Source organism: Kocuria sp. HSID16901, from assembly GCF_003989425.1.
Lineage (GTDB): Bacteria > Actinomycetota > Actinomycetes > Actinomycetales > Micrococcaceae > Rothia > Rothia massiliensis.
Map to the genome: position 1 here is coordinate 1 of NZ_RBLM01000004.1, position 26,304 is coordinate 26,304.

The window sequence follows — 26,304 nt, forward strand, 5'->3', positions numbered from 1 at the left end:
ACAGCAGAACCTGTCAGAACAAGTCCCCCGCACCTCGCGGCGACAAGAAAAGACTTTACACACACGTGAACAACCACAGCAACTCGAAACCACGTGAAACACACCACACCCCCAACAAGCCCGGTATATCAACGAAGAACGGCCCGGCCACCACTCTTCAGTGGGGGGCCGGGCCGTCGTCGCGTCAGTTGTCAGAAGTCAGCAAGGCTCGATGCGGATTGTGCTAGCTCCGCTCAACGGTCACCATCGCCATGTTCTTCTTCCCGCGCCGGATTACGGCGTACTTGCCCAAGAGGAGTTGGTCCTTCTCCACGGCAGCGTCTTCCCCCTGTACTTTTTGGTTATTCACGGAGGCACCACCTTCCTTCAGAGTCCGACGCGCAGCAGATTTGGATTCGCACAGACCAGTTGCCACGAGAAGGTGGATCAGGCTGAGGTCGTTGTCGTCGACGGTTGCGTGCGGTAGCTCGGCCGTCGCCGCGGTCAGCGTCGACTCATCGAGGCTCGCGAAGTCACCCTTGCCAAAGAGTGCAGCTGAGGCTTCGATGACTTTTTCGGTTGCTTCGACACCGTGAACGAGCGAGCACACTTCATAGGCCAGTGCCTTTTGCGCTTCTCGACGGAACGGTTCTTCCTCGGTCTGCCGACCTAGTTCTTCGATCTCGGCTCGGCTCTTGAAGGTAAACACCTTGAGCCGATCCACGACGTCGGCGTCCGCGGTGTTGAGCCAGAACTGGTAGAACGCGTACGGACTCGTCAGTTCCGGATCGAGCCAGATGGCATTGCCTTCGGATTTTCCGAATTTGGTGCCGTCGGAATTCGTGATGAGTGGAGTACCGATGGCGTGAACCGTTTGGCCCTCCACCTTGCGGATCAGCTCCGTACCCGAGGTCAGGTTGCCCCATTGATCCGATCCGCCCGACTGAAGCGTGCAACCGTATTGGCGGTACAGCTCGAGGAAGTCCATTCCTTGGAGGATCTGATAACTGAACTCCGTGTAGGAAATTCCTTCGTCAGAGTGGAGCCTCTTCGCGACGATTTCCTTCTTGATCATGGTTCCGACGCGGAAGTTCTTGCCGATTTCCCTGAGAAAATCGATGGCGGAAAGGCCGCCCGTCCAATCCAAGTTGTTGACCATACGCGCGGCGTTGTCCCCCTCGAAGGAGAGGAAACGCTTGACCTGCCCTCGGAGGGCTTCCACCCATTCGCTCACAACTTCGCGGGAGTTCAGGGTTCGTTCCGCGGTCTGACGAGGGTCGCCGATGAGTCCCGTGGAGCCGCCCACCAACCCCAGAGGCTTATGGCCATCCAGTTGAAGTCGACGCATCAGCAAGAGCTGCACCAAATGCCCAAGATGCAAAGACGCGGCCGTGGGGTCGAATCCGCAGTAATAGGTGACGGTCTCTTCGGCGAGAGACTTCTCGAGAGCCTCCTGATCCGTGGAGACATGGACGAGCCCACGCCAGGTGAGTTCTTGCCATATATTGTCGAACGTCGGGTCGTTGGACTGCTCGTTGAGCCCGTGAACCGGCTTGACCACCTGTTGTTCCATCACTTTTCTCACATTACCATTCGTCGTTTGTCACGTTCCGTGACGATTCCTCGGCCAGGATTATGCCTTCGCGTCCGCGTCACACCAGTTCTCGAGGCCTGGTGGAAATTCGCGGGAGCCGACCAGAGCCAACCTCTGCGTCGGTCGGGTCATGCTCACATAAAGATCGCCCACGGTTCCGTGCGCCGCTTCCACAATGGACGCCGGTTCGACGACGACCACGGTATCGAACTCCAACCCCTTCGCTTCCCAGGGGGATAGCACCAAAATCTGCCGTTCAAGCGCGGTTTCGGAGGTTCCCGCAAGATCGGCGAATTCTCGCCGGACCGCGGTCACGACCTCAGAATATTCGGGGCGAGCAACGATGACGCCGATCAACCCGCCGACCACAGCGTCGAGGTCTTCGCGGATCCGGCGAATCACCTCGTCGACGACGTCGTTCGAGCGGATCAGTGCCGGAGGCCACTCTCCCTCACGCACGGCACGCGGAGCCGAGACGTCCAGCCCCGCCGCCTGCGCCACCGATACCGCGGCATCCGAAATCTGGGCGGGAGTACGGTAATTGACCGTCAATTCATCGAGACTGAATCGCTCACCCACAAAAGGTTCGAGCGCATCGGCCCAACTCGATGACGCTGCGGCCGCCGACGCCTGAGCGATGTCTCCCACCACGGTGAAGGATTTCATCGGGCATCGACGCATCAATAGACGCCATTGCATGGGAGACAGTTCTTGGGCTTCATCGACGACGACGTGACCGTAAGCCCAGGTCCTATCGGACATGGCAGCTTCCGCGGCCGTCATCCTGGCCGCACCAGCCTCGTTCATATCGGCCAGCATCTCGGCCGTCACGACTCCGTTGAGGCCCATCTCTTCCAGGGCTGCGTCGACGTTTTCCATGGTCTTCGTCGCGTTTTCTAGGTTCGACTCGCGCTGAGCCGCGGCGCGTGCAGCTTGTTGCCCCACGGCCTGTTCGAAATCGCCGAGCAGTTCAGCGGCCTCGTCGAGAAGCGGAACATCTGCCTCAGTGAAAGGTGCGCCCCGATCCCGCAGCAAAGCTGCTCGATCTTCCGGGGTCAGTTTCTTCGCCGCCGATTCGAGATACCGCTCCTTGGTGAAGAGGTCGTTGATGAGGGTCTCTGCCCGCAACGGCATCCACGCAAGATTCAGCGCGACTCGGACATCGTGAGATTGGCGAACATCTTCCACCAGGTACGAGCGATCCATGTCATTACCGCTCGACTCGTTGAGTTGTTGTTCGAGCTGGTCCGCCAATTCCTGCACCAGAATCTTGACGAAGGTCTCGCGCGCTTGGTTATGCGGCTTCCCCGTGGAGCGGGCCCGTTCACGAGCCCTTTTGACCGATTTGGGCGTGAGTTCCACGGTCGAGGAATCGACGCGTAGACGCTGGACCTGAGCCGGCACTTTTTGGCGGTCGGCGACGGCCCGTTTGATGACCTTGGCCATGTCGAGAGATCCCTTGATCTTCGCAACTCTTGGGTCGAGTTCCGGCACCGCCCGAATTCCCGGATACAGCGTGGCCAAGGACGCCATCACAACGCCCGTCTCCCCCAAGGACGGAAGGACGCGTTCGATGTACCACATGAAGGAGGACGAGGGCCCCACCACGAGGACACCCGATTTCTGGAGCCGTTCCCTGTTGGTATACAGCAGGTACGCGGCACGGTGCAGAGCCACTGCCGTTTTACCTGTTCCTGGGCCGCCCTGAACTACGCGTACGCCGGGAAGGTCAGCCCTGATGATCCGATCCTGTTCGGCCTGAATCGTGGCGACGATATCGGTCATCCGGCCGGTCCTCTTACGGTTGAGGGCCGCTAAGAGTGCGCCTTCACCGTGCAAAACCTCGTCATGCTCCAAGAACTCCGGGTCGAGAACATCATCTTCGATATTCTTGAGCGTTCGTCGGTCCAAAATGAGGTGCCGACGACGCTGAACACCCTGCCGTTCGAAGGCCGTGGCTTGATAAAACGTACCGGCCTCCGGTGCGCGCCAATCCACCATGAGCCGTTCGTGGTGTTCGTCAGCCATACCAATACGTCCGATGTATCGGGTGGATTCGTCGTCGAGATCCAAGCGTCCGAAGACCAAACGATTGTCCACGGCGTCGAGTTGTGCCAGGCGGTCCTCGTAAAAGGTTGCATACGCATCGCGTTCAGACCGGTTTTGGTGACTACCTGCAGAACCCACTCGGCGGGTCGCCGCAAGTTTCTCTCGGTTTTCCTCGCGCAATTCATCCAGCCGCCGGTAGAGCCGATCCACATAGGAACGCTCATGGTTCATGGCCTCTTCGAGCTGGCGCTCATAGGCTTCGTGGGCTGGGCTTTCGTCAGGAACAGTGTGGTCCCCGGCGACCTCGTGGGTATGAGTCATGTGTGTGTTGAAACCCCTCGGAATTACCGTGACGTGAAACTAGGGACAATCGATCTTAGACCGTGTACAAGGCCTCAATCGCTTGACCACTCAAATTATTCCGACCGCTCAAACCATCGAGTTCCATGACCACACCGATGCCGGCTACCGCGAGACCGGCCCGCTCCATGAGCTTCACCGTAGCGCCCAAGGTGCCTCCGGTCGCGAGGATGTCGTCCAGGATCAGGACCCGGGAACCTTCGGGAATATCGTCGCGGTGAATCTCCAAGGTAGCGGTCCCGTATTCGAGACTGTAGGACTCCGAGTACGTTTCCCGCGGAAGTTTGCCTTCCTTGCGAACTGGCATCACGCCGACGCCCGCCGCGTAGGCCGCCGCCGAAGCCAGCAGAAATCCTCGGGCCTCCACGCCCGCGACGACGTCGAATTGGCCCTCAAAACGATGAAGCAAAGCGTCAATGACTTCACGGAATGCGGCGCCGTCGGCGAATAGCGGCGTCAAGTCCCGAAAAATAATGCCGGGTTCCGGATAGTTGGGGATGACGGCGCAGACTTTCTCGATGGTCTGCACAACGCGTTCGTCGGCGGTGGGCGTGGTGAATTGGTTCATTAATCGCCTGTTTTCCGGGCACGCACAAGCCCTCATGATCTCAAAGTGCATCTCATAGATTACGCCAACACCGCCCCGGCAAGATACCTTGCCGGGGCGGTGTTCCGATGCCTTGGCCCGAATCCGTGAACGCGGACGGCTCAGGTTCAGCGTGTCTTAGGAAATTCGCTGGGGGCGGGCTGCAAACTCACGATCGGCTTCCAACGCCGTCTTGAGCGACTGCAACTGGTGCGCCACGGCCGACGGCGCCGTCCCGCCCTGTGAGGATCGCGAGTTCAACGATCCCTCGACGGTCAGAACCTCGCGGACGGCGGGAACAAGATGTTCGGATATGTGTGCGAAATCTTCGTCCGTCAGATCCCACAGCTCGCAGTTCTTCTCTTCGCAGACCCGCACCGCATCACCCGCAATTTCATGGGCCACACGGAACGGAACCCCCTGACGTACCAGCCATTCCGCGACGTCTGTGGCCAAGGCGAAACCTTGCGGCGCCAATTCGGCCAAGCGGTCCACGTGGAAGACGAGTGTTGCGACCATCCCGGAGACCGCAGGGAGCAAAACTTCGAGCTGATCAATCGCGTCGAAAATCGGCTCTTTATCTTCCTGAAGGTCACGGTTATAGGCCAAGGGCAAGGCCTTGAGGGTGGCCAGCAGACCCGCGAGGTCACCGATGAGACGCCCGGATTTGCCTCGAGCCAATTCCGCGATATCCGGGTTCTTCTTCTGCGGCATGATCGAGGACCCCGTCGAGAAAGAATCGTGGAGTGTCACGAAGGAGAATTCCTTGGTCGCCCACGTAATCACTTCTTCCGAAATCCGGGAAAGATCCACCGAAATCATGGCGCAAATCCACGAGAATTCCGCATAGACGTCGCGCCCTGCCGTGCCGTCAATGGAATTGTGTGTGGCCGAGTCGAAGCCCAATTCTTCGGCGACGACGTTGGGGTCCAGTCCCAGAGACGATCCCGCGAGCGCACCCGATCCGTAGGGAGAAACGGCCGCGCGGCGGTCCCAGTCCCTCAATCGCTCCAGGTCACGAGAGAGAGCCCAAGCGTGAGCGAGCAGATGATGCGAGAGCAGAATGGGTTGCGCATGCTGCAGGTGGGTTCGACCGGGCATCGGGGCGTAAGGGTGGGCCTCCGATTGAGCGATCAAGGCGTCGATAACGCCGAGAACTTCGCCGGCAATGATCGAAGCGTGGTCACGGAGGTACATACGCCCCATGGTCGCGATCTGATCATTTCGGGACCGGCCGGCACGCAATTTTCCGCCCAGTTCGGTACCGGCTCGTTCGAGGAGTCCCTTCTCGAGGGCGCCGTGAACGTCTTCGTCGGACTCTGCCGGTGTGTAGGCGCCGGACCTTACGTCCTCTTCCAACCGGTCGAGAGCCTGGAGCATCCCCTCAAGTTCGGAATCTGTGAGGAGGTTCCGAGCGTGGAGAACTCGGGCGTGAGCCCGCGAGCCAGCGATGTCATACGGTGCGAGTCGCCAGTCGAACTGGGTCGATTTGCTCAAGGCTGCGAGCGCCTCTGAGGGACCGCCAGAGAAGCGCCCACCCCAGAGCGCACCCTCGTTGGTGCCGTGCTTATCGTGAGTCGAAGTCACCGTTCGGCCTTTCTCGTAGATTCGGAGCTTTTCCGCTCCGGGAGGTCGTGCTGTGCTGAAAACGGCCCGTCGAATACGCGCTACGAATTCGACGGGCCGATGATGCGTCGTAGACTATTGTCCGCCGAGCTTCTGCTCGCGGCTTGATGCCACCTTCGACGACATTCCAAACAGCTCGATGAACCCGCGGGCGGCAGACTGATCGAAGCTGTCGCCTTCGTCGTATGTTGCGAGGTTGAAATCATACAGCGAGGTTTCAGAGCGTCGTCCGGTCACGGTAGCGCGGCCGCCGTGCAATTCCATCCGAATCTCGCCATTGACCATCTTTTGGGTGTCATCCACGAAGACGTCCAAGGACTTCTTCAGCGGGGAGAACCACTGACCGTCATAGACCAACTCGGTCCACCGCTGATCCACGGTCTTCTTGAAGCGTGCCTGCTCCCGTTCGATCGTGACGTTTTCAAGTTCCTTGTGCGCGGCGATCAACGCCATAGCGCCCGGAGCCTCATAGATTTCGCGGGACTTAATGCCCACCAAACGGTCTTCCACGACGTCGATCCGGCCAATGCCCTGGGCCCCTGCCCGACGATTCATGATCTGGATGGCTTCCAGAGGAGTCACGGTTTCGCCGTCGATGGCGACGGGAACTCCCTGGTCAAACGTGATCGTGACTTCGTCCACGGACGGTGGGAACGTCGGGTCGTCCGTGTAGTCGTAGACATCCTTGGTGGGCGCGTTCCAGATGTCTTCCAAGAATCCGGTTTCGACCGCGCGGCCCCACACGTTCTGGTCGATCGAGAACGGGTTGGACTTGGTGGTCACGATCGGAAGATCGTTTCGCTCGGCATAGCCAATCGCTTTTTCACGGGTCAGCGCGAGGTCACGCACGGGTGCGATGCACTGAAGGTCCGGTCCCAGAGTCTGGATTCCGACCTCGAAACGCACCTGGTCATTACCCTTACCGGTACAACCGTGGGCGACGGTCGTCGCGTTAAACTGCTTCGCCGCTTTGACCAAGTGCTTGACGATCACGGGGCGAGAAACCGCAGAAACCAACGGATACGCGTCCATATATAGCGCGTTGCTCTTCAGCGCAGGCATGCAATATTCGGTTGCAAATTCCTCGCGTGCGTCGGCCACGTACGCCTCGACGGCGCCGCAGTCCAAAGCCCGCTGGCGGATGGTCTCCAGGTCTTCGCCGCCCTGTCCGACGTCGACCGCCACGGCGATAACTTCTGCGCCCGTGGCTTCTCCGATCCATCCAATGGCCACGGAAGTATCCAGGCCTCCCGAATATGCCAGGACTACCCGATCCGTCATGGTGTCCACCTTTCTCGCTGTGCGTCCCGCCTCCGGTGACGCTCGTGCCTCGTTCCTGTATGACTATACATCTTTTATTGTATTTATACACATCGGGTGGGTCGAATCCCTCGCACCTGACAGGGCCTCCCGACGTCCGGTAAGGTTATTTTGAGTTACTCACAATAAATCAGGGAGCGTCATGACCGATTCACCGCAAAATTCCCCTGAGCTCACGGACGAGGAGCTCGCGTTACTCCACCACATCTTTGATATGGCACGCGACGGTCAGGTCCAGGAACTTCAGAGCGCCCTCAACCAGGGAGTGCCGGTCAACCTCACCAATTCCCGGGGCGACACATTGCTCATCTTGGCCGCCTACCGTGAACAACCGGAGGTCGTTTCGCTGCTAATAGAGCGAGGCGCGGACCTCGACCGGCTTAACGATCGCGGTCAGTCTGCCCTCGTCAGTGCGGTTTTCCGGAATAGAAGAGACATCGCGGAAGCCCTTCTGGATGCCGGTGCCGACGCCACGATCGGTTCCCAGACCCCAGCCGCCGTTGCGGAATTCTTCGACATCGAGGACATGAAGACCTTTCTCAGCGAGCGCGGGATCCGATAGCCCCAGCCACCGGGTCGCTCATTCCGACCACTCCAGGAAGCGTTGCGCCAAATCCGCACCGCCCTGAGGGTCCCTCGAGACCACCATCACGGTGTCGTCCCCCGCGATCGTGCCGATGGCTTCCGGAATTTCCGTGTGGTCTAAAGCCGAAGCCAAGAACTGCGCGGCACCCGCCGGAGTCCTCAGCATCACGATGTTGCCGCTGGACTCCGCCATGATCAGCAAGTCTCGGAAGAGGCTCTTGAGGCGATCAGGAGCGTCACCGTCGCGATCGCGAGTTGGGTCTGCTCCAGGGACCGCATAGACGAGGACCCCATCCGACCCTCGAATTCTCTCCGCCCCAATTTCGACAAGATCCCTCGACAACGTGGCCTGAGTGACCTGGACGCCGTCTTTCTCCAGATGATCCGCGAGCGCGGACTGCGAACGAATTTTTGACGATTCCAACAGGGCAATGATGCGAGCCTGCCGAGCGGCTTTCGTGGACGGAATTCCCATAATCTTCATCGCTCCCTTGCATTGCGCGCCGACTCATTCATGAGCCAGGTCATGATGGCTTTTTGCGCGTGGACCCGATTTCCAGCTTCTTGCCACACCACAGACCGTTCACCGTCGATCACGTCGGCCGTCACTTCTTTCCCTCGGTATGCGGGTAGGCAGTGCATAAAGATGGCCTCCGGTCCCGCCTGTTTCATCACGTCCTCATTCACCTGATAGGGCGCGAAGTCTTTTTCCCGTTGCCCCGTCGGGTCCGACTGCCCCATCGAAATCCACGTATCCGTGACGACGATGTCCGCGCCCGCCACCGCTTCGCTCACATTCGTGGTCGCCCGAATCGTGGCTCCCGTCTGCGCCGCGCGTTCGCGGGCCGCGTCGAGAATATCTGATGCCGGTAGGTGGCCCTCGGGGCCGGCCACGTGAACATTCATTCCCGCCGTCGCTCCACCCAGCAGATACGAATTCGACATGTTGTTCGCGGCGTCTCCGAGGTAGGCCATGGTCAAGCCTTCGGTCCGGCCGAAGCGCTCTCGAATGGTCAGCAAGTCTGCCAAGATCTGGCACGGATGATAGTCATCGGACAACGCATTAATCACCGGAACCGTGGCATTTTCGGCCATTTCTTCGAGACCCGATTGCTCAAAGGTGCGCCACACAATGGTCGCAACCATTTGGGACAACACCTTGGAGGTGTCGGCCACGGACTCCTTATGTCCCAGTTGTGACTCGCCTGGATTCACGATGATCGGCGAACCGCCCAAGTCGGCAATTCCCGTGGCAAATGAAAATCGCGTCCGGGTCGACGTTTTATCGAAGATGACGGCGACGCTCTGCGGTCCTTCGTATGGGCGATGAGCCCAACGATCCGCTTTCATCGCGATGGCCAAATCCAAAACGTCCGCTTGCTCAGCGGGCGTGAGGTCGGTGTCGAGCAGGAAATGCCGTGTCATGAGGGGTACTTCTCTTCCAATGGTCCAGGTGAATGTCGCGCGGCCTCAAGCGGACCGGGCGACCTCGATGATTCCGGGCAAGGCTTGCAAGAATTCGCGAACCTCGGCCTCCGTAATGATGAGGGGCGGTGCTAGACGCAGCGTTTCTGCCCCTGTCGCGTTGATGATGAATCCGTTCTTCCGCGCGGCGGACACCACGGCGGGTGCCAGACCCCCGGGGACTGAGCCGGCGTCGCGCAAGTCCATGGCCAGCAGGAGTCCTTCTCCTCGGACCGCAACGACGTCGTCCAGCGCCTCCAGACCACGGCGGAGAACCTCGCCCATTTCTCGCGCATTCGTCAGCAGGCCTTCATCCTCGATGGTTTCGATGGTCGCTAATCCTGCGGAAGTGGCCAATGGATTCCCACCGAACGTGGTTCCGTGGTTTCCGGGGCCAAGTACTCCCGTGGCCACGGATGTCATGGTCACCATGGCACCGATCGGGAAGCCTCCCCCGAGAGACTTCGCGAGTGTCACCGCATCGGGAGGGTTCTCCACCCCAAGCTCACGAGAACTCGCGAGCCACTGCCCCGTACGTCCCATGCCGCTCTGGACTTCATCGACGACCAACAGGGCACCGCATTCGGTACTCCGCTTTCGGGCCTCGGCGAGAAAGCCCGTCGGCAGAGGACGAACACCGGCTTCACCTTGAATCGGTTCCAGAATGATCCCAGCAACGTTCTGATCCATCACGCGGTTGAGAGCTTCAACGGTCGGTTCAATGAATTCCACTCCTCCGGGAAGAGGCTGGAACGGTGCCCGATAGGCTTCCTTCCAGGTGGCGGCGAGAGCCCCAGCCGTCCTGCCGTGGAATCCGTCCTGAAGGGCGATCACACGGGACTTCTTCGGTGACGCCGCGTTTCCGTGGGCCCGAATAAGCTTGAGGGCAGCCTCATTGGCTTCGGTCCCCGAGTTGGCAAAAAAGACCTTGGAGTCATCTGATGCCGCAAGAATTTCCAGGAGCTTTCGTGCCAGTCCCACTTGGGACGGCGAGGTGAAGAAATTGGACACGTGCGCCATCTTGGCCGCTTGCTGGGTTACGGCCTCAACCCACCGCGGATGAGCGTGCCCGAGCGCGTTCACCGCAATTCCGCCGAGGAGATCGAGGTAGGTATTGCCGTCGGCATCCGTCACCCGGCATCCGTGGCCTTCCGTTAACACCAGGGAGGGGTCTCCGAACACGCCCAGGAGATCGTTGCGGTAAGCGGCCAGTAAGTCTTTCTGGGTCATGCTGTCTCCTCGGTGGGGTGGAGTGGATCCACTGGCACAAAATCCGCAAGCGGTCTAATCGTCTGCCCGTTGGTCACCTGTGTTCCGATGCCGGAGTCGGTGAAGATCTCGAGCAACGGCGAGTGAGGCCGACGCCCGTCGACGATGGACGCCGTCGGGACACCGTTTTCGACGGCGGACAGGCAACCGCCCATCTTGGGGATCATCCCTTCGCTGAGATGAGGAATCATTTCGCGCAGTTCCGCGGTCGTCAGAGAGCTGACCAGCGAGTTGGGGTCAGGCCACTGAGCATAGAGGCCTTCCACGTCCGTCAGCATCACCAGCTTCTCCGCACCGATGGCGGCTGCGACTGCTGCGGCGGCCGTGTCTGCGTTGACGTTCAGGATGTTTCCCGTCAAGGTATCCAGCGGCATGCCTTCGGCGTCTGCGCGACCGTCGGCCAAAATCTCCGGGGCGATCGAAGAAATCACGGGGATTTTTCCGGCGTCGATCATCGACGTAATGGCCGTGGTGTTAACCCCGACGACCTCACCCACGAGGCCTAGATCGGTTTCCCGCCCTTCCACGACCGTCGTCATGCGGCGAGCGCGCAACAACCCGCCGTCTTCTCCGGACATCCCTACCGCGTGTGGGCCGTGTTGATTAATCAGGCCCACGAGTTGACGTGCGACCTGGCCCGTCAAAACCATCCGCACCACGTCCATGGCCTCAGGAGTCGTGTACCGAAGACCCCCACGAAATTCGCTGGGGATGCTCAATCTCTCGAGCATCGCCGAAATCTGAGGCCCACCGCCGTGAACGACCACGGGGCGGATTCCCACCGAGCGCAAGAAGACCATGTCTTCGGCGAAGGCGGCACGCAATTCCTCGCTAACCATCGCGTTTCCGCCGTATTTGAAGACCATGATTTTGCCCGCGAACCGTTGAATCCATGGAAGAGCTTCCATCAACGTTTCGGCCTTAAGCTCGGCCTCCGCGTACCGGGTATTTTCACTATGAATCGGCACGGTACTCCTAACTGGAATACGCCGAGTTTTCCTCGACGTAGTCGTAGGTGAGGTCATTCGTCCAGATCGTGGCGCTTTGGTCTCCCGCGGCAAGGTCGATGACGACGTCGACCTTTCGGTCCGCGGCCAGGTCAACCAAGTCACGGTCGTCTCCGATGGCGCCACCGCGGCAGATTTCGACGCCGTTGATGCTCACGTTCACGGCACCCGGAGTGAATTCGGCCTGAGTAGTTCCGACTTCCGACAGGATCCGGCCCCAGTTTGGGTCATTGCCAAAGATGGCGCACTTGAACAGGTTCGATCTGGCGACCGCGCGAGAGACTTCGAGGGCTTGCCCCTCGGTCACCGCGTTCTTGGTCGTGACGTGAATATCGTGCTGTGCCCCCTCCGCATCGGAAATCAACTGCAACGCCAAACTCACGCAAACCTTCGTCAGAGCCTCGGTGAAGTCCGTCTCGCTAGGATGTACGCCGGAAGCGCCGGAAGCCATGAGGGTCACGGTGTCGTTGGTGGACATGCAACCGTCCGAGTCGGCGCGGTTGAAGCTTTGTTCCGTTGCGGCGTGAAGGCTCCGATTCAGCACATCGGACGGCAAGGAGGCGTCGGTCGCGAGGACGACGAGCATGGTCGCCAAGCCCGGGGCCAACATTCCGGCGCCTTTGGCCACACCACCTACATGCACCGTTCCCTCATCCGTGTCAAAAGCGAGCGAAGCCTTTTTGGGCACCGTGTCGGTGGTCATGATCGCTCGCGCGGCGGCGTCGTCGGCGAGTCCCCCGGCGCCGAGTTCCGTCACGGCGTGGTCGAGCCCTGGAAGGAGCTTGTCCATGGGCAACTGCTCGCCGATCAAGCCGGTGGAACAGACCACCACGTCCAGGGCCGAAACACCCAGGAGATTCGCCACATGTTCGGCGGTTCGATGCGTCGCGGCGAATCCTTCAGGACCAGTGCAAGCGTTGGCTCCGCCTGAGTTCACAACGACGGCATCCGCCCGGCCGTCAGAAACCGCCTCGCGAGACCACTCGACGGGAGCCGCGGCAAAGCGGTTGGTCGTAAAGACGGAGGCTGCGGAAAATTCGGGTCCTTGGTTGTGAACCAAAGCGACATCGGGTGAACCGCTGGCCTTCAGCCCGGCGCGCACGCCGGAATACTGGAGCCCAAGGACCTCGGCCAAGCCCTGTTCCGTGGATACAAGGGGTGAATTCTGAGTGGGGGTGCTCATGGCACCAAACCTTCCTGTGTCAGGCCTGTGATCTCGGGAAGACCAAGGGCAATATTCATGGACTGAATGGCACCACCGGCCGTGCCCTTCACCAGGTTGTCGATCGCGCTCGTCACGACTAGTCGTCCCGCTCGTTCATCGACCGCCAGCTGCATCACGACGTGGTTACTGCCCTGGACGGATTTCGTGGTCGGCCACTGACCCTCTGGGAGCAGGTGCACGAAAGGCTCATCCTCGTACGTTGCTTGCCATGCCTCACGAAGCTGCTCTTCGGTGACTCCTGGAAAGAGGCGTGCGGTAGCGGTCGTCAGGATCCCTCGGGGCATCGGGGCCAACGTCGGTGTGAAACTCACACTGGGGATGGCCCCGGACGCATCCCCGAAACCCTGTTCGATTTCCGGAACGTGCCGATGGACTCCGCCAACTCCATAGGGAGACATCGACGACATCGCCTCGCTGGCCTGCAGATGAGGCTTGAGACTCTTCCCAGCACCAGATGTTCCCGAAGCGGAGACGATCACGATGTCTTCCGGCTGGATGAGTCCTTCGGCCAGCCCAGGCGCGAGTGCAAGCTGGGCGCCTGTGGGGTAGCAGCCGGGAACGGCGATTCGTCGAGCCCCGACCAGTGACGAGCGCCGCTTGATGCGCACGCCACCACTGACGGGTTCGGTCACGAGTTCCGGCAACCCATACGGCCAATGCCCTGCATGGTCCGTTCCATAGAATGCCTTCCACGCCTCCGGGTCACGGAGTCGATGATCCGCTCCGGCGTCGATCACGAGCGTGGATTCCGGTAATTCGGACGCAATACTTGCGCTGGCCCCGTGCGGCAAGGCGAGAAAGACGACGTCGTAACCGGAGAGACTCTCCGTCGACGTTTCTTGGACGGTCATGTCAGCGTAGGAGCGCAGATGAGGCATCACGTCGCCGAATCGGGCACCCGCCTGCGAGTGAGCGGCCACGGTGGTGACCTCTACGTGGGGATGCTGGGCAAGAAGCCGGAGGACCTCTCCCCCGGCATATCCCGTGGCGCCGGAAACTGCTACCGAAAATGTCATGCCCACAGCCTACCGCAGATTTATGCAACCTCATAAATGTTTATGCATTGTGTGGCTAGAATGACGGAAGATCACTATCTCGTCGGAAGGAGCCGACCGTGCCCGATCAGATCCCCCAGAAGATGTCCGCTCAGTGCGCACCGCGCAGTGGAGGGCCCGAAGTCTTCGAAAAACGTGAGGTCCCGGTCCCTCAGCCCAGCTCGGCACAACTGCTCGTGCGGACGGAAGCCACCGGCGTCAACTTCATCGAAACGTATCAGCGCTCCGGTGTATATGACGTCGAATATCCATTCATCCCCGGTTCGGAGGCGGTCGGAACGGTCGTTCACGCCGGTTCAGCGACCACGCATGCGAAGGTTGGCGACAGAATTGCCACCAGCACGGCACGTCAGACCTACGCCGAATATTTCGTCGTCGAGGATGAACGTGCCGTAACGCTGCCGGAGGGTCTTGATCCACGCGAAGCTGCGTGCCTCCCGCTTCAAGGGGTCACCGCACACTATTTGGTGCGCTCCACCTATCCCGTTTCGGCTTCCGACACGGTGCTCTTTCACGCTGGCGCGGGCGGAGTTGGAGGTTTGGCCGTGCAGATGATGAAGAACCTTGGCGCCACGGTTATTGCGACGGTTTCCACGGATGAGAAGGAAAGCATCGCCCGTGCTCACGGCGCAGACCATGTAGTTCGCTATGAGGGCTTCGGGGCTGCGGTTCGAGAGTTAACCGACGGGCGCGGCGTCGACGTCGTCTACGATTCCGTGGGCCGGACGACCTTTGAGGAGTCCCTTTCCACTCTCAAACCTCGAGGCATGGCCGTACTTTTCGGCGGTGCCAGCGGCCAAGTTCCTCCCTTTGATCTGCAACGGTTGAATTCCCTCGGGTCGCTGTTCGTCACCCGACCCTCCATTGGCGATTATTTGCGGGATCGCCGCGAACTCGAGTGGCGCATGAACGATCTGTTTGAGGACGTTCTCGCCGGCCGCCTTAAGACGTCGCTGGACACAACGTTCCTTCTCGAGGAGGCCACCGAGGCACACCGCTACCTCGAAGCTCGGAAGACACGAGGAAAAGTTCTCCTTGTTCCGGATTCGCTCGGATAGACCCCGACGAACGACTGGGGTATTCACAGGGGTGAACACCCCACTGGTTTGAAGAAAGAGACGAAGAGGGCCGCCCGGCAAAACGCCGGGCGACCCTCTCTCGGTTAGTGGCTCACGCTTCAGAGGTTTCGGACGGCGTCCTCTTCCTGGCGCGTCTTCTTGACCGCGAAAATGATGCTATAGACCCCAGCGGCAAATACGACGATGGCGCCCACGATTTCCAGCCAGCCGATCCATCGGGACGTGGCGATGCTTCCGTCGGTGACCGGGGACAAGGATCCGGCGTCGTCGGTCTTGACGACCTTCATGACACCGTGATCCACCGCGACGAGGGCATCGATTTCCTTCGGGAAGTCGGAATCCGTATTCCCGGTTTGGGTTCCTCGGAACTGAACTTGTTGGCCGGGCTTAACGTCCGCGGGGTCGTTCACTCCCCCATCGAATTTTTGATAGGAGACATTGCTGTCCTGCGGCAAGTTGCCCTGGTACACGCCATTAAACGTCTTGGTCTTCAGATCGTCCGTTGACGTAATGAACTCCCCTGAAATGACCCAGGAATGCCCGGCGTACGGTTGATCTTCTCGAGCGTCGGCCAGAGAACGTACACCGCCGTACATCAAGAGGCCGCCAAGAATCAGCGCAACCAACACGATGACGACGCCCAACCAGCGCCACTTGGAGCGATGACGCAGGCTCAGCCCTGCCTGTTCCTCGTCTTCGTCAAAGCCAAAGAAATCTTCGGACACGATTCTCCTCGTCTACCGGGTCAATTGGGGAAGCCGGCGTCATTACGGTGGACTCCGCGTGAGTCTACCCGCGCATGACCGCCGCGTGTCGGTGTGACGCGAGGTCGATCGCAGCTTGACGTGCCTCACTTGCTTCGTCGTTCGTCAACGTGCGGTCCGGCGCGCGGAAACGCAAGGCGAAGGCCAGGGATTTGTGACCAGGCTCGATGCCTTCTCCGCTGTATTCATCGAAGACTCGAACGCTTTCGAGCAATTCGCCCGCACCTTCGCGCAGGGTCGCCATGAGCTCCGCGGCCGGGAGCTCAGAATCCACCACGAGAGCCACATCCTGCGAAACGGCGGGATAGCCAGAGATCTCCTGAGCCTCGACCGGATGACCCGCGTTCTCGGCGAGTGTGTCGAAGTTCAGTTCCATGGCAACCGTGCGTTCAGGAAGATCGCGGTCCTTTGTCACTTGGGGGTGCAACTCGCCGGCGAATCCGAGGTGACGGCCTCGGGCGTCCAAAAGTTCGGCGGTGCGGCCGGGATGAAAAGCCTGATGACGACCTTGCCGGATGGTGATGTCAACGCCGATCGAAGCCGCCGCCATCCGGGCGGCGTCGAGGGCATCCTGCCAGTCGTATGCCCGGGGTGTCACACCCGGTGACGGCTGTGCGTCATGGCCACAGAACATCGCGGCCAAGTGTCGCGGCTGATGCGGCAACCCAGCATTGAGGTCCGCCAAGACCCCCGCATCGGGTTTAACACCAACGGCCGGAATGTTCTGGGTGCCGGAGTGCTCGCCGGGGTGGAATACCAGAGCGGACTCGAAGAGCGCCAGATCCCTAAAGCCACGTGCGTGGTTCCGCTTCAAGACCTGAGCCAAACCGGGCAGCAGCGATGTTTGTAGGTAGCCCTGGGATTCGCTGATCGGGTTGGCCAACTTTACGGCGCGCACCGTCGTTCCTGCCTCGGCGGCACCAAAGAGTTCGTTGTCCGCCGGGCTCACGAACGGATACGAGACCGCTTCCGTCAATCCAGCCGCTGCGAGCGCGTCCGAAGCCCGACGGCGCGCCGCCTGGTGGACGGTTAGGCCGCGGCCGCTCGGGGGAACCGGCAAGCGGGACGGAATTTTCTCGTAGCCAGTCAAGCGGGCAATCTCTTCAACGAGATCTTCGGCCTCAGACAAGTCCGGACGCCATGAGGGCACCGTGACCTGTAGGACCTCACCTGTACGAACGACCTTCGCACCGATCTCTTGAAGGATCTTCTCTACGTCCGATTCGGAGACGTCCACCCCGATGAGACGGCTCGGGTAATCCAAGGCCATGTGGATTTCATGCGGGAAATAGTGTTCGAAGACGTCCGTGACGCCATCCTCGGCCTGGCCTCCGGCAAGTTCCTCGAGCAATTCAACAGCACGTTGAGCAGCCGCGGCGGAAGCCAGTGGATCGACACCGCGTTCAAAACGCTTGGAAGCCTCCGACGGAAGCTTATGTCGACGGCGGGTTCGGGCAATGGATACCTCTTCGAAGCGCGCAGCTTCAACCAAAATCCGACGGGTCGAGGCCGTGACCTCGGTGGATCCTCCGCCCATCACGCCTGCCAGGCCGATGGGTCCCGTCGCGTCCGTAATGAGTAAGTCTTCGGGGTTGAGCTTGCGTTCCTTGCCATCGAGGGTCGTCAGCGTCTCGCCTTGTTGGGCTCGACGAACCACGATGTCTCCCTGGATTCGGTCTGCATCGTAGAAATGCAAAGGTTGACCGAATTCGAGCATGACGTAGTTCGAGATATCCACGGGCAAGGAGATCGACCGGATACCGGCCAGACGGAGGCGCGAGGACATCCACGTGGGGGTCGGCGCCGTCGGGTCGATGTTCGCGACAGTCCGGGCGACGAACCGCGTCGCTCCAAGCCGCCCGTGAATCGGGGCGTCGTCGTCGAGGACCACGTGGTGTCCGGCCCCATTGTCCTGAGGGACACGCTGATTGACGGCCTCGACAGGGTCCGTGAACGGCTCGTTGATCGCGTGGCAATACTCGCGGGCAATCCCCCGGATAGAAAATGCATACCCGCGGTCCGGAGTGACTTCCACCTCGGCGGCTTCGTCGTCGAGCCCCAGGAGCTGCAGGGCATCCGAACCAATTTCTGGGTCCAGACCGAGTCTCGAAAGCACCAAGATCCCGTCGTGGTCCTCGCCAATGCCGAGTTCCCTGACGGAAGCGATCATGCCGGCAGAGACGTGGCCGTAGGTCTTACGGGCGGAAATCGCGAAATTACCCGGCAAGACGGCGCCCGGTAAAGTCACGACGACTTTGTCGCCGGGCGCGAAGTTGTGAGCGCCACAAATAATGCCCTGTACGCCGGAAGGCTCAATTCCCGGCCCAGTCAAAGTTTGTTGCTGGCCTTCGGGGACCACTCGAACGGTGCACCAATTCACGGTCTTACCGTTGGAGTGTTCCTCGGGCTCCATGGTGAGGACCTGGCCGACGACCACAGGGCCGGAGATTTCATCCGAGGGCCGGTGAACGGCTTCTTCCTCGAGACCGACCCTGACGAGCGTCTCCATGACATATTCGGCCGAGGCTCCTTCGGGCAGCGGAGCGTACTCACGCAGCCACGACAAGGGAATACGCATTTATTAAATCTCCATCCCAAAGTGTTCGCTGAAGCGGATATCGCCTTCGATCATGTCGCGCATATCGGTCACGCCATTACGGAACATCAGCGTTCGTTCAATTCCCATTCCGAAGGCGAAACCCGAATACTTCTCGGGATCTACCCCACCGGCTCGGAGGACGTTGGGGTGGACCATGCCGCAACCGCCCCATTCGATCCATTGCGGCCCGCCCTTAGCGTGAGGCACCCACACGTCCATCTCTGCCGACGGTTCGGTGAACGGAAAGTAGTGCGGGCGAAGCCGAATCTGAGCTTCCGGACCGAACATCTGACGCGCGAAGTGCTCCAGCGTTCCCTTAAGGTCGGCCATCGTGAGATCACGATCCACTGCTAACCCTTCAATTTGGGTGAATACAGGAGTGTGAGTCGCATCCAGTTCGTCCGTGCGATAAACGCGGCCCGGACACACGATGTACAGCGGTACATCGCGCTTGTGGAGGGCACGCATCTGCACCGGTGATGTGTGGGTGCGCAAGACTAAGTGGGCGTCTACCGGATCAACGAAGAACGTGTCTTGGAGTTCCCTGGCGGGGTGATCCGGCTTGAAGTTCAGGGAATCGAAATTGAACCATTCCGACTCGACTTCGGGACCGTCTTCAACTTCCCATCCCATCGACACGAAAATGTCTGCTGCGCGTTCCTGCAAGGTTGAGACGGGGTGACGTCCCCCAATATGACGATGTCCGGAACCGGACGTGACGTCCACGGCTTCTTCGACCAAAATTCGCTCGGCGTGTTCGGCCTCGAGAACTTCATTCCGGGACTCGAGAGCCTGAGTGATGCGTCCCCTGGTCTGCCCCAAGAGCTTCCCGATTTCCTTCTTAAATTCATTGGGCAAAGATCGCATATGACGATTCGCCGCGCTGAGGCCCGATTTCTCCCCGGTAAATCGAAGGCGAACCTGCTTGAGCGATTCGAAATCCGGCGTGTGGTTTTCGATGCTCTCCAGGGCCTGCCGCGTCTCGTCGGCAAATGCCGCACGCACACGTTCCAGGCCGCCATTCGGATCCTTTTCCAGGACGCCGGCTACATCCTCCAGTACGGGATCGGGGCCCGCGGATGGCACGACGTTTTCCGGGGAGGCTTCAGTCATGAACAACTCATCTCTAGTGATATTCGACGTGTTGGGGATTGCCTGAGAAGCGCGTCCACCATGGGACATGCTGACCTCGAGCACATCCAGTCTAGTGGATGCGGCAGGCCCTCAAGCCAACCTGTGGATGAGCGCCTCAACGATCGGGTAATCCGCCGGAATCCAATCCAGGCCGAGAAGCCCTTCGATGTCGTCCAGTCGATGCCAGACGAGCTCGCTGTGATCTTCGAGGGGCCTGGGAACACCAGACACGACGGTTCCCACGAAGACCCGCATCGCCAACCGCTCATTCAATGGCCACCCTTGAACGTGAGGGCCAGGCACTTCGTCCGTCAACGTCGCCTCGACGCCGAGTTCTTCCCGTAGTTCGCGCAAAAGTCCATCGACGTCGTCTTCTCCCGGCTCAACTTTGCCTCCGGGGAACTCCCATAAGCCCCTCAAGGCTTCTGGGGCTGACCGACGGGCGATCAGCAATCGCGTTGGGGTCGCGACGTCGTCGACCAATGCGGCGCCCACCACCTGGATCGGGTAGTTTTTCTCCGCCATGCCCTAGAGCTCCTCCTCCGATTCCGGGGTGGGCTTACTCGACGTGTAATCCTCGCGGTAAATATCCGGTTCGATGTAGACCATCTGAGCTTGGCTCACGGCCTGACGGATGCGAGCTTCCGTGGCGTTGATGGCCTCCACGAGTTGAATAGCGCTGACATCACCTTCGACAGAAATCTTTGCCGCGACGAGCAATTCTTCCGGCCCTAGGTGCATAGTCTTCAAGTGGATCAGGCCGATCCCCGCCTCAGACTTAATAGCCTCACGGATGCGCCGATCGGTTTCGGGCGAGGCAGACTCCCCCACCAAGAGAGATTTAATTTCGACGGCCAAGAAAATCGCGACCACAACCAAGAGAACACCGATGGCAGCCGAACCGGCCGCGTCCCAGCGGCCGTCTCCGGTGATGACGGTCACGACCACGCCGATGAGGGCGAAAAATAGCCCCGCCACAGCCGCGGAATCTTCCAACATGACCACCGGCAACTCGGGCGACTTAGCTTCTCGCAGGTAGCCCAACCACGAGCGCCGTCCACGCTTCTCTTGCGCTTGTTTGTTGGCGACGAGGAATGAGCGCCCCTCCAGCAGGATCGACCCCACGAGGACGACGATCGGCACCCACGCCCATGAGTCGATTCCGTGCGGATCATGCCACTTTTCCCACGCCTCGTAGAGGGAGAACAAGCCGCCCAAACTGAACATCACGATCGAGACCAGGAAGGCGTAAATATACCGATTTTGCCCATGCCCGAATTGGTGTTCGTCATCCGCCTTCTTACGCGAGGCCTTTCCCCCGACCAGCAGAAGGAGCTGGTTACCTGTGTCGGCAACCGAATGGATCGATTCCGCCAACATGGACGACGACTTGGTGAGTAAGAAGGCACCAAACTTGAGGACGGCAATGCCGAGGTTGGCACCCAGCGCCGCCATGATCGCTTTATTTCCGCCGCTATCGGCCATGTGGTTCCTTCGGTGGTGAGCTTCGATGAGGTCAGGTACGTGAGCAGGTGATGCCCGCGGCTCCAGTTATGGACGTCGCGCCCGCGCCGACGCGTAGAGGCAAACCGTTGCCGCCGTAGAAACGTTGAGCGACTCTGCGCTGCCGTAGACCGGCACCGCAACTCGAGCATCGGCAATGAGCTTCTCCTGCCGTGTGAGACCTTGCGCCTCATTGCCGAAGAGCCACAAGGTAGGCCTCCTCAGGTCGAGGGCATCGTCCCGGACGGGAGCTCCGGAGGCTCTATCCGCCGCAGCCTGATCGGAGAGATCGTCTACGTCGTGGTCGCCGTAACCGTCCGCTGCGAGAATCTGCATTCCGGTGGCACGAGCTCGTCCCACCAGTTCATGAATTTCCATGCCGAGGGTGACGGGAAGGTGAAAGAGAGAGCCGGCGGTCGAGCGCACGGCCTTAGGGTTGAGGACATCCACGCTCCCTTGGGTGGTGACGACGCCGTCTGCGCCTGCCGCGTCTGCGGCACGGATCAGCGTTCCCGCGTTGCCGGGGTCCTGCACCCGAACCAGAGCAGCCAAAAAGCCAGGGGTTGCGCCGTCTGACCAGGGGTCGGCACGGAGGCTGGGGTCCTGGTGTGCGATGGCCAGCACGCCCTGCGGTGTTTGGGCATCGGACATGGCCTCTAGGACTTCTTCGGTCACCAAGCGAATGAACAGCTTGCGTGACGACCCATTGGCCGACGGGGCCGCACTGCCCACGGCTTCGGCAATGGCTTCAGCGAGATCATCGTGCCGTTCTAGTACCCGTTCGGTGACGTATAAGGCGTCCAGGAGCGGCATAACCCGGTGCGCTGCTAATGCTTCACGGACACCTTGCGGCCCTTCGACCATGAACAGCCCCTTCTTACTTCGGGTCCGCGGCCGAGCTAGGGACGCAACGTCTTTGACCCTGTCGGCGGTCGGGTTGATGAGGGTGCGTTCACGAGAAAGCGAATCGATAATATCCACCATGTCAGGCTACCCGACGCCGGGCGGCCCATCTTCAGGCCATGAGCAACGACAATTAACGCAACAACGCCGCCGCATCCGTCCCTGATGAGGGCGGGTGCGGCGGCGTCGTCATGAACAAAGCCGTTACGGCTGAGTCACAAGACCATGTGGTCCTTAGGCAACCTGAGCCGAGGTGTCCTCGGGCAAGTTCTTCTTTGCGATGTCGACCAGAGCCTTGAAGGCGGTCGGCTCGTTGACGGCCAACTCGGCCAGCATGCGGCGGTCAACCTCAACCTCAGCAGCCTTGAGGCCCTGGATGAAACGGTTGTAGGTCAGGCCCTCGGCGCGAGCAGCCGCGTTGATGCGCTGGATCCAGAGGCGACGGAAATCGCCCTTCTTCTTACGACGGTGGTCGTAGCTGTAAACGAGCGAGTGAGTGACCTGCTCCTTGGCCTTCCGGTACAGGCGCGAGCGCTGTCCGCGGTAGCCGGACGCGCGGTCCAGAGTTGTACGACGCTTCTTGTGGGCATTTACCGCCCGCTTCACACGTGCCACGTGTGTACTCCTAACTGTTCACCGGGCCAATTTTCTGGGCCCGTACATAAAATTCCGTGCTGCGGCTTGATGCCGCGGAAGCCCAGTGGACTACTTGGTCAGCATCTTCTTGATGACCTTGGCCTGGCCGCCCGTGACAATCTGGTCACTTGCGAGGCGACGGGTCAGGCGGGAGGACTTGTGCTCCAGGTAGTGGCGACGGTTAGCCTGCTGACGCTTGACCTTGCCCGATCCGGTCAGCTTGAAGCGCTTCTTGGCACCCGAGTGAGTCTTCTGCTTCGGCATATCTGCCGTTCTCCTTACGTTCTGTCCCGAGGATGCCCCTTGAGGCACCCCCGGTGGGCTTGCAACGACCGTCCAGGCCGCCGCTGTGGACCGTGCAGGGAGCATGCCCCGCCCCGTCAGTTTCCCGACGGTCGGCCCTTACTTGGCTGAGGGACCCGGCTTCGGCGCAGCCGACGGTGCGGATTCTTGCGCCTTCGCCTGTTCTTTAAGCTCGGCCGGCATGGCATCGGCCATGCTGTTCGACACGGGCTCGGCGGTGGTGGTATCGACACGTTCACGCGTCTTGCGACCTCCACCTTGCTGCTTCTGCTCGCGACGTGCCTGAGCACGTGCTTCCGCCTTATTGCGCAACGGACCGATCACCATGACCATGTTGCGGCCATCCTGACGAGGATTGGACTCGACGGTCCCCACCTCGGCGAGGTCTTCGGCCATGCGCTCCAGCAAGCGAACACCCATTTCAGGACGCTGCTGCTCACGACCGCGGAACTGGATCATCGCCTTGACCTTGTCGCCAGCGGAGAGAAAACGCTTTGCGTGTCCCACCTTGGTTTCGTAGTCATGGGAATCGATCTTCAAACGGAAACGGATTTCCTTGAGCACCGTATTCGTCTGGTTCCGGCGAGATTCGCGAGCCTTGACAGCGGCTTCGTACTTGTACTTACCGAAGTCCATGAGCTTGCATACCGGCGGCTTGGCGGACGGCGCCACCTCGACCAGATCAAGATCCGATTCGCGCGCCAGACGCAGGGCGTCTTCAACGCGGACAATCCCAACCTGTTCACCGCTTGGGCCTACCAGGCGGACTTCCGGCACGCGGATACGGTCATTGATGCGTGGATCGCTAATGTGGCACTCCTGTGGTCAGTGGGTTTCCCCAATGTGTTCTTTCTGCGTGTCACGGACACAAAAAATGCCTCCGTCACATTCAAACGGAGGCGCATCCCTGATGATCACAACAAAACTCCCCGTGCATGGCACGAGGAACCCTGTGAATCGGGATGACCCGGCCATCGCATCGATGGGCGCGGGTGGGAGACGCATCTCCGCTTGAAACTCTTCAAGACTATACACCATGAATGACCAGGTATACAGGGTGATTCACCTCAAACATTGCGTGACGACTTCTCAGGGCCGTCCAATATGGGAAGCTAGAACCATGAGCACCAACCCTTCATCTCAGGACTCCACCCCAGAAGAGGGAGGCGAGTCCACGTTCCGTTTCGCCGATTCCACGGCAGACTCCCCCGCCTCCGAGCCTTCGCCGGAGGAAGTGGCCGCGATTAACCAGCAGATGCGTGATATTGCCGATGTTGCGGCAGTCGAAGTCATCACCACCGCTGCGGTTCACATGATGAGCGCCGCAGCCGTCAAGTGTGGCCTCGCGGCCGAGGAAGATGCCGCCGAGGTCAAGGACCTGGACGAGGCGCGCAAACTCATCACGGCCCTCGCGGGATTAGTGACGGCCGCCGCCCCTGAAATTGGGTCGCAGCATGCCGGGCCGCTTCGTGATGGCTTGCGGTCCTTGCAGTTGGCCTTCCGTGAGGCTTCCATTGCGCCGGATGCGCCCGGTCAGGGACCGGGAGAAAAATTCACCGGCCCCGTTTACTGACGGACATTCATACAAGCGAAGGCCCCAGCGGAAATTTCCGTTGGGGCCTTCGTGCCGAAGCGGCGACGTCATCCGATGTTCGGTCGCCTAACGTGCCTGAGTGAGACGGATGTCTGCCGAATCCACTCGTTCAGCCAACAAGGCATCTCGCGAGAACCTGTACTGAAAAGACTCGACGACATGGTCGAGCTGCTCCTGATCGAGGCCTGGCTCGAGGGACAATTCGATACTCAGCTCCGGCCCGGGGCCGCCCCCGGGTAGCATCCTGCCGGCACGATCCCGCGACCCCACTCCTCGTCCAGGAAACATGGCTACGGACGCAATGCTCTTCTCCGGCCTGGCGCATTCCTTGAGCGCAGTGAGAACTTCAGGGTCGGAATACGATGGATTCCACCGTTGACCTTTGGCGATCGCCCACATGGCGGGCCTCCGCACCACAAAGGTGATGTCGCCTCCCGGATTGAGCACCAGGAGCTGGTTTTCGTCTTCCACAGCAGATAGTGCGATTTTCCGTGATGTTGCAGCGACGGGTCTGGCGTCACTGTGCCACGAGGTGAGGCCGTCCACGCTACTGAAAACAGGCATCGCCTTGCGGCCGTCGGGCGCTTCGATGCTCACGAGGGCCATGTCGGCTTCTTTGTCCGCGACCAGCCCCTCCTCCGTGATTTCGGATCGAGAGATTTCAGCCACGACCGGAGCGAAGAGCCGAACATCCGCCAGGGCATCCACGACCAACTCCTCAGGGATGTCGCCCTTCTCGAACCGCGTCAAGGCTTCCGCCAACGACGCCGGGGTGATCCCGTCGTCGTCGGGGAAGGCGTGCGTGTGTGACGTTCCCTCGCCGAGGTTGCGCCCTTCCCAGGCTTGGCCACCGGTGTCCGTTTCTCTGCCTGCACTCGCCAACTGGGCCTTGATGTGTTCGGGTAGCTCCCGTGGAGAAATCATCAGGCCTCCGGACGTCCGGCCACTCCGAGGGCCTCCGAAAGCGAGAATTTTCCGGCGTAGAGGGCTTTGCCGACGATGGTTCCCTCGACGCCCTGAGGCACCATCTCTCGCAATGCCTTGAGGTCGTCGAGGCTCGAAATGCCGCCGGATGCAACCACCGGCTTGTCAGTGCGACGCGCGACGTCACCGAGGAGCTGGGTGTTGGGCCCCTGGAGGGTTCCGTCCTTCGTCACATCGGTTACGACGAAGCGGGAGCAACCGTCGTCGTTGAGACGGTCCAGCACCTCCCACAGATCGCCGCCTTCTTCGGTCCACCCACGAGCGGCCAACGTCGTGCCGCGCACATCCAGGCCTACCGCGATCATGTCGCCATGTTCAGCGATGACTCGACGCGTCCATTCAGGGTTTTCGAGTGCAGCGGTACCCAGGTTGATGCGAGCCGGACGGAGCTTGAGAGCACGGTCCAGAGACTCGTCGTCTCTAATGCCGCCAGACATTTCAATACGGATGTCCAGCCGTTCGGAAACTTTCTGGAGAACGTCGAAGTTATTGCCTCGTCCAAATGCGGCGTCGAGGTCCACGAGGTGCACCCACTCAGCCCCCGCTTCTTGCCACGCCAGCGCGGCTTCGACGGGATCTCCATATCCCGTCTCGGAACCAGCCTCACCTTGCACCAGCCGGACGGCCTGTCCATCGGCGACGTCGACGGCCGGCAGCAGTTGCAATCGTTGATTCTCAGTCATGGT

25 protein-coding genes are annotated in these 26,304 nt (G+C 60.4%); 3 read left to right on the plus strand and 22 right to left on the minus strand.

Annotated elements, in window-relative coordinates; genetic code table 11:
• Positions 1 to 223 precede the first annotated feature (223 nt).
• The 5 genes from tyrS to D8M21_RS06620 form a co-directional block, all read right to left on the minus strand.
• A complete protein-coding gene (gene tyrS, locus D8M21_RS06600; protein ID WP_048679058.1) occupies positions 224 to 1,552 on the minus strand; it encodes a tyrosine--tRNA ligase in 1,329 nt (442 codons plus the stop codon).
• A 60-nt stretch (positions 1,553 to 1,612) separates the two neighbouring features.
• Complete coding sequence (locus D8M21_RS06605) at positions 1,613 to 3,943, minus strand: UvrD-helicase domain-containing protein (RefSeq protein ID WP_048679060.1); 2,331 nt, start codon at positions 3,941 to 3,943, stop codon at positions 1,613 to 1,615.
• Positions 3,944 to 3,998: 55 nt separating this feature from the next.
• Positions 3,999 to 4,550, minus strand: coding sequence for an adenine phosphoribosyltransferase (locus tag D8M21_RS06610; protein WP_048679063.1), 552 nt, complete (start codon positions 4,548 to 4,550; stop codon positions 3,999 to 4,001).
• Between the two features lie 156 nt (positions 4,551 to 4,706).
• On the minus strand, positions 4,707 to 6,155 hold the full coding sequence (gene argH / locus D8M21_RS06615) for an argininosuccinate lyase (protein ID WP_048679066.1): 1,449 nt from the start codon (positions 6,153 to 6,155) through the stop codon (positions 4,707 to 4,709).
• A gap of 114 nt (positions 6,156 to 6,269) precedes the next feature.
• Positions 6,270 to 7,475 carry an argininosuccinate synthase gene (locus tag D8M21_RS06620; RefSeq protein ID WP_048679069.1) on the minus strand — a complete coding sequence of 402 codons (1,206 nt, stop codon included), beginning with the start codon at positions 7,473 to 7,475 and terminating at the stop codon, positions 6,270 to 6,272.
• Between the two features lie 181 nt (positions 7,476 to 7,656).
• On the opposite strand from D8M21_RS06620, the gene D8M21_RS06625 reads away from it, so the two are divergent.
• A complete protein-coding gene (locus tag D8M21_RS06625) occupies positions 7,657 to 8,076 on the plus strand; it encodes an ankyrin repeat domain-containing protein (RefSeq protein WP_048679071.1) in 420 nt (139 codons plus the stop codon).
• An 18-nt stretch (positions 8,077 to 8,094) separates the two neighbouring features.
• Here D8M21_RS06625 and D8M21_RS06630 read toward each other — a convergent pair whose 3' ends face one another.
• The 6 genes from D8M21_RS06630 to argC form a co-directional block, all read right to left on the minus strand.
• Entirely contained in the window at positions 8,095 to 8,574 is a 480-nt protein-coding gene (locus D8M21_RS06630; protein WP_082156693.1) for an arginine repressor, read from the minus strand.
• Positions 8,575 to 8,579: 5 nt separating this feature from the next.
• Positions 8,580 to 9,524 (minus strand): ornithine carbamoyltransferase, encoded by a 945-nt coding sequence (gene argF, locus D8M21_RS06635; RefSeq protein WP_048679075.1) that lies wholly within the window; start codon positions 9,522 to 9,524, stop codon positions 8,580 to 8,582.
• A gap of 45 nt (positions 9,525 to 9,569) precedes the next feature.
• Entirely contained in the window at positions 9,570 to 10,793 is a 1,224-nt protein-coding gene (locus D8M21_RS06640; protein WP_048679078.1) for an acetylornithine transaminase, read from the minus strand.
• Positions 10,790 to 11,740 (minus strand): acetylglutamate kinase, encoded by a 951-nt coding sequence (gene argB / locus D8M21_RS06645; RefSeq protein WP_238651162.1) that lies wholly within the window; start codon positions 11,738 to 11,740, stop codon positions 10,790 to 10,792. Before argB ends, D8M21_RS06640 begins: the two co-directional genes overlap by 4 nt.
• Positions 11,741 to 11,807: 67 nt before the next feature.
• Positions 11,808 to 13,022 carry a bifunctional glutamate N-acetyltransferase/amino-acid acetyltransferase ArgJ gene (gene argJ, locus D8M21_RS06650; protein WP_082156652.1) on the minus strand — a complete coding sequence of 405 codons (1,215 nt, stop codon included), beginning with the start codon at positions 13,020 to 13,022 and terminating at the stop codon, positions 11,808 to 11,810.
• Positions 13,019 to 14,080, minus strand: a complete 1,062-nt coding sequence (gene argC / locus D8M21_RS06655; RefSeq protein ID WP_048679079.1) for an N-acetyl-gamma-glutamyl-phosphate reductase — start codon at positions 14,078 to 14,080, stop codon at positions 13,019 to 13,021. The genes argJ and argC overlap by 4 nt, the downstream gene beginning before the upstream one ends.
• 98 nt (positions 14,081 to 14,178) lie before the next feature.
• Here argC and D8M21_RS06660 point away from each other — a divergent pair, with 98 nt between their 5' ends.
• Positions 14,179 to 15,177, plus strand: coding sequence for a quinone oxidoreductase family protein (locus tag D8M21_RS06660; RefSeq protein ID WP_321174087.1), 999 nt, complete (start codon positions 14,179 to 14,181; stop codon positions 15,175 to 15,177).
• Between the two features lie 119 nt (positions 15,178 to 15,296).
• Here the strand turns inward: D8M21_RS06660 and D8M21_RS06665 are convergent, their stop codons facing one another.
• From D8M21_RS06665 to infC, 9 genes are all read right to left on the minus strand, one after another.
• Positions 15,297 to 15,923 (minus strand): hypothetical protein, encoded by a 627-nt coding sequence (locus D8M21_RS06665; RefSeq protein WP_048679081.1) that lies wholly within the window; start codon positions 15,921 to 15,923, stop codon positions 15,297 to 15,299.
• A gap of 64 nt (positions 15,924 to 15,987) precedes the next feature.
• Positions 15,988 to 18,540 (minus strand): phenylalanine--tRNA ligase subunit beta, encoded by a 2,553-nt coding sequence (gene pheT / locus D8M21_RS06670; protein WP_048679084.1) that lies wholly within the window; start codon positions 18,538 to 18,540, stop codon positions 15,988 to 15,990.
• Between the two features lie 3 nt (positions 18,541 to 18,543).
• On the minus strand, positions 18,544 to 19,674 hold the full coding sequence (pheS, locus tag D8M21_RS06675) for a phenylalanine--tRNA ligase subunit alpha (protein WP_048679087.1): 1,131 nt from the start codon (positions 19,672 to 19,674) through the stop codon (positions 18,544 to 18,546).
• A 111-nt stretch (positions 19,675 to 19,785) separates the two neighbouring features.
• Complete coding sequence (locus D8M21_RS06680) at positions 19,786 to 20,220, minus strand: (deoxy)nucleoside triphosphate pyrophosphohydrolase (protein ID WP_048679090.1); 435 nt, start codon at positions 20,218 to 20,220, stop codon at positions 19,786 to 19,788.
• A gap of 3 nt (positions 20,221 to 20,223) precedes the next feature.
• Positions 20,224 to 21,180 carry a cation diffusion facilitator family transporter gene (locus D8M21_RS06685; RefSeq protein WP_048679091.1) on the minus strand — a complete coding sequence of 319 codons (957 nt, stop codon included), beginning with the start codon at positions 21,178 to 21,180 and terminating at the stop codon, positions 20,224 to 20,226.
• Positions 21,181 to 21,246: 66 nt separating this feature from the next.
• Positions 21,247 to 22,182, minus strand: a complete 936-nt coding sequence (locus D8M21_RS06690) for a TrmH family RNA methyltransferase (RefSeq protein ID WP_048679095.1) — start codon at positions 22,180 to 22,182, stop codon at positions 21,247 to 21,249.
• 153 nt (positions 22,183 to 22,335) lie between these two features.
• Positions 22,336 to 22,716 carry a 50S ribosomal protein L20 gene (gene rplT, locus D8M21_RS06695; RefSeq protein ID WP_048679098.1) on the minus strand — a complete coding sequence of 127 codons (381 nt, stop codon included), beginning with the start codon at positions 22,714 to 22,716 and terminating at the stop codon, positions 22,336 to 22,338.
• 90 nt (positions 22,717 to 22,806) lie between these two features.
• The gene (rpmI, locus tag D8M21_RS06700; RefSeq protein WP_030016127.1) at positions 22,807 to 23,001 is read right to left on the minus strand and encodes a 50S ribosomal protein L35; all 195 of its coding nucleotides are present in this window, start codon (positions 22,999 to 23,001) and stop codon (positions 22,807 to 22,809) included.
• A 138-nt stretch (positions 23,002 to 23,139) separates the two neighbouring features.
• A complete protein-coding gene (infC, locus tag D8M21_RS06705; protein WP_048679103.1) occupies positions 23,140 to 23,817 on the minus strand; it encodes a translation initiation factor IF-3 in 678 nt (225 codons plus the stop codon).
• A gap of 343 nt (positions 23,818 to 24,160) precedes the next feature.
• On the opposite strand from infC, the gene D8M21_RS06710 reads away from it, so the two are divergent.
• Complete coding sequence (locus D8M21_RS06710) at positions 24,161 to 24,613, plus strand: DUF1844 domain-containing protein (protein WP_048679106.1); 453 nt, start codon at positions 24,161 to 24,163, stop codon at positions 24,611 to 24,613.
• Positions 24,614 to 24,700: 87 nt separating this feature from the next.
• Here the strand turns inward: D8M21_RS06710 and D8M21_RS06715 are convergent, their stop codons facing one another.
• Together D8M21_RS06715 and priA are read right to left on the minus strand one after the other, a co-directional pair.
• Entirely contained in the window at positions 24,701 to 25,558 is an 858-nt protein-coding gene (locus D8M21_RS06715) for an SseB family protein (RefSeq protein ID WP_048679109.1), read from the minus strand.
• Positions 25,558 to 26,301, minus strand: coding sequence for a bifunctional 1-(5-phosphoribosyl)-5-((5-phosphoribosylamino)methylideneamino)imidazole-4-carboxamide isomerase/phosphoribosylanthranilate isomerase PriA (gene priA / locus D8M21_RS06720; RefSeq protein WP_048679112.1), 744 nt, complete (start codon positions 26,299 to 26,301; stop codon positions 25,558 to 25,560). Before priA ends, D8M21_RS06715 begins: the two co-directional genes overlap by 1 nt.
• Positions 26,302 to 26,304: the final 3 nt, after the last annotated feature.

Excerpts from the sequence above, each read along its gene's own strand:
- tyrS (WP_048679058.1), bottom strand. The coding sequence starts at position 1,552 with ATGGAACAACAGGTGGTCAAGCCGGTTCACGGGCTCAACGAGCAGTCC.
- D8M21_RS06605 (WP_048679060.1), bottom strand. The coding sequence starts at position 3,943 with ATGACTCATACCCACGAGGTCGCCGGGGACCACACTGTTCCTGACGAA.
- D8M21_RS06610 (WP_048679063.1), bottom strand. The coding sequence starts at position 4,550 with ATGAACCAATTCACCACGCCCACCGCCGACGAACGCGTTGTGCAGACC.
- D8M21_RS06620 (WP_048679069.1), bottom strand. The coding sequence starts at position 7,475 with ATGACGGATCGGGTAGTCCTGGCATATTCGGGAGGCCTGGATACTTCC.
- D8M21_RS06625 (WP_048679071.1), top strand. The coding sequence starts at position 7,657 with ATGACCGATTCACCGCAAAATTCCCCTGAGCTCACGGACGAGGAGCTC.
- D8M21_RS06630 (WP_082156693.1), bottom strand. The coding sequence starts at position 8,574 with ATGGGAATTCCGTCCACGAAAGCCGCTCGGCAGGCTCGCATCATTGCC.
- argF (WP_048679075.1), bottom strand. The coding sequence starts at position 9,524 with ATGACACGGCATTTCCTGCTCGACACCGACCTCACGCCCGCTGAGCAA.
- D8M21_RS06640 (WP_048679078.1), bottom strand. The coding sequence starts at position 10,793 with ATGACCCAGAAAGACTTACTGGCCGCTTACCGCAACGATCTCCTGGGC.
- argB (WP_238651162.1), bottom strand. The coding sequence starts at position 11,740 with ATGGAAGCTCTTCCATGGATTCAACGGTTCGCGGGCAAAATCATGGTC.
- argJ (WP_082156652.1), bottom strand. The coding sequence starts at position 13,022 with ATGAGCACCCCCACTCAGAATTCACCCCTTGTATCCACGGAACAGGGC.
- argC (WP_048679079.1), bottom strand. The coding sequence starts at position 14,080 with ATGACATTTTCGGTAGCAGTTTCCGGCGCCACGGGATATGCCGGGGGA.
- pheT (WP_048679084.1), bottom strand. The coding sequence starts at position 18,540 with ATGCGTATTCCCTTGTCGTGGCTGCGTGAGTACGCTCCGCTGCCCGAA.
- pheS (WP_048679087.1), bottom strand. The coding sequence starts at position 19,674 with ATGACTGAAGCCTCCCCGGAAAACGTCGTGCCATCCGCGGGCCCCGAT.
- D8M21_RS06680 (WP_048679090.1), bottom strand. The coding sequence starts at position 20,220 with ATGGCGGAGAAAAACTACCCGATCCAGGTGGTGGGCGCCGCATTGGTC.
- D8M21_RS06685 (WP_048679091.1), bottom strand. The coding sequence starts at position 21,180 with ATGGCCGATAGCGGCGGAAATAAAGCGATCATGGCGGCGCTGGGTGCC.
- D8M21_RS06690 (WP_048679095.1), bottom strand. The coding sequence starts at position 22,182 with ATGGTGGATATTATCGATTCGCTTTCTCGTGAACGCACCCTCATCAAC.
- rpmI (WP_030016127.1), bottom strand. The coding sequence starts at position 23,001 with ATGCCGAAGCAGAAGACTCACTCGGGTGCCAAGAAGCGCTTCAAGCTG.
- D8M21_RS06710 (WP_048679106.1), top strand. The coding sequence starts at position 24,161 with ATGAGCACCAACCCTTCATCTCAGGACTCCACCCCAGAAGAGGGAGGC.
- D8M21_RS06715 (WP_048679109.1), bottom strand. The coding sequence starts at position 25,558 with ATGATTTCTCCACGGGAGCTACCCGAACACATCAAGGCCCAGTTGGCG.
- priA (WP_048679112.1), bottom strand. The coding sequence starts at position 26,301 with ATGACTGAGAATCAACGATTGCAACTGCTGCCGGCCGTCGACGTCGCC.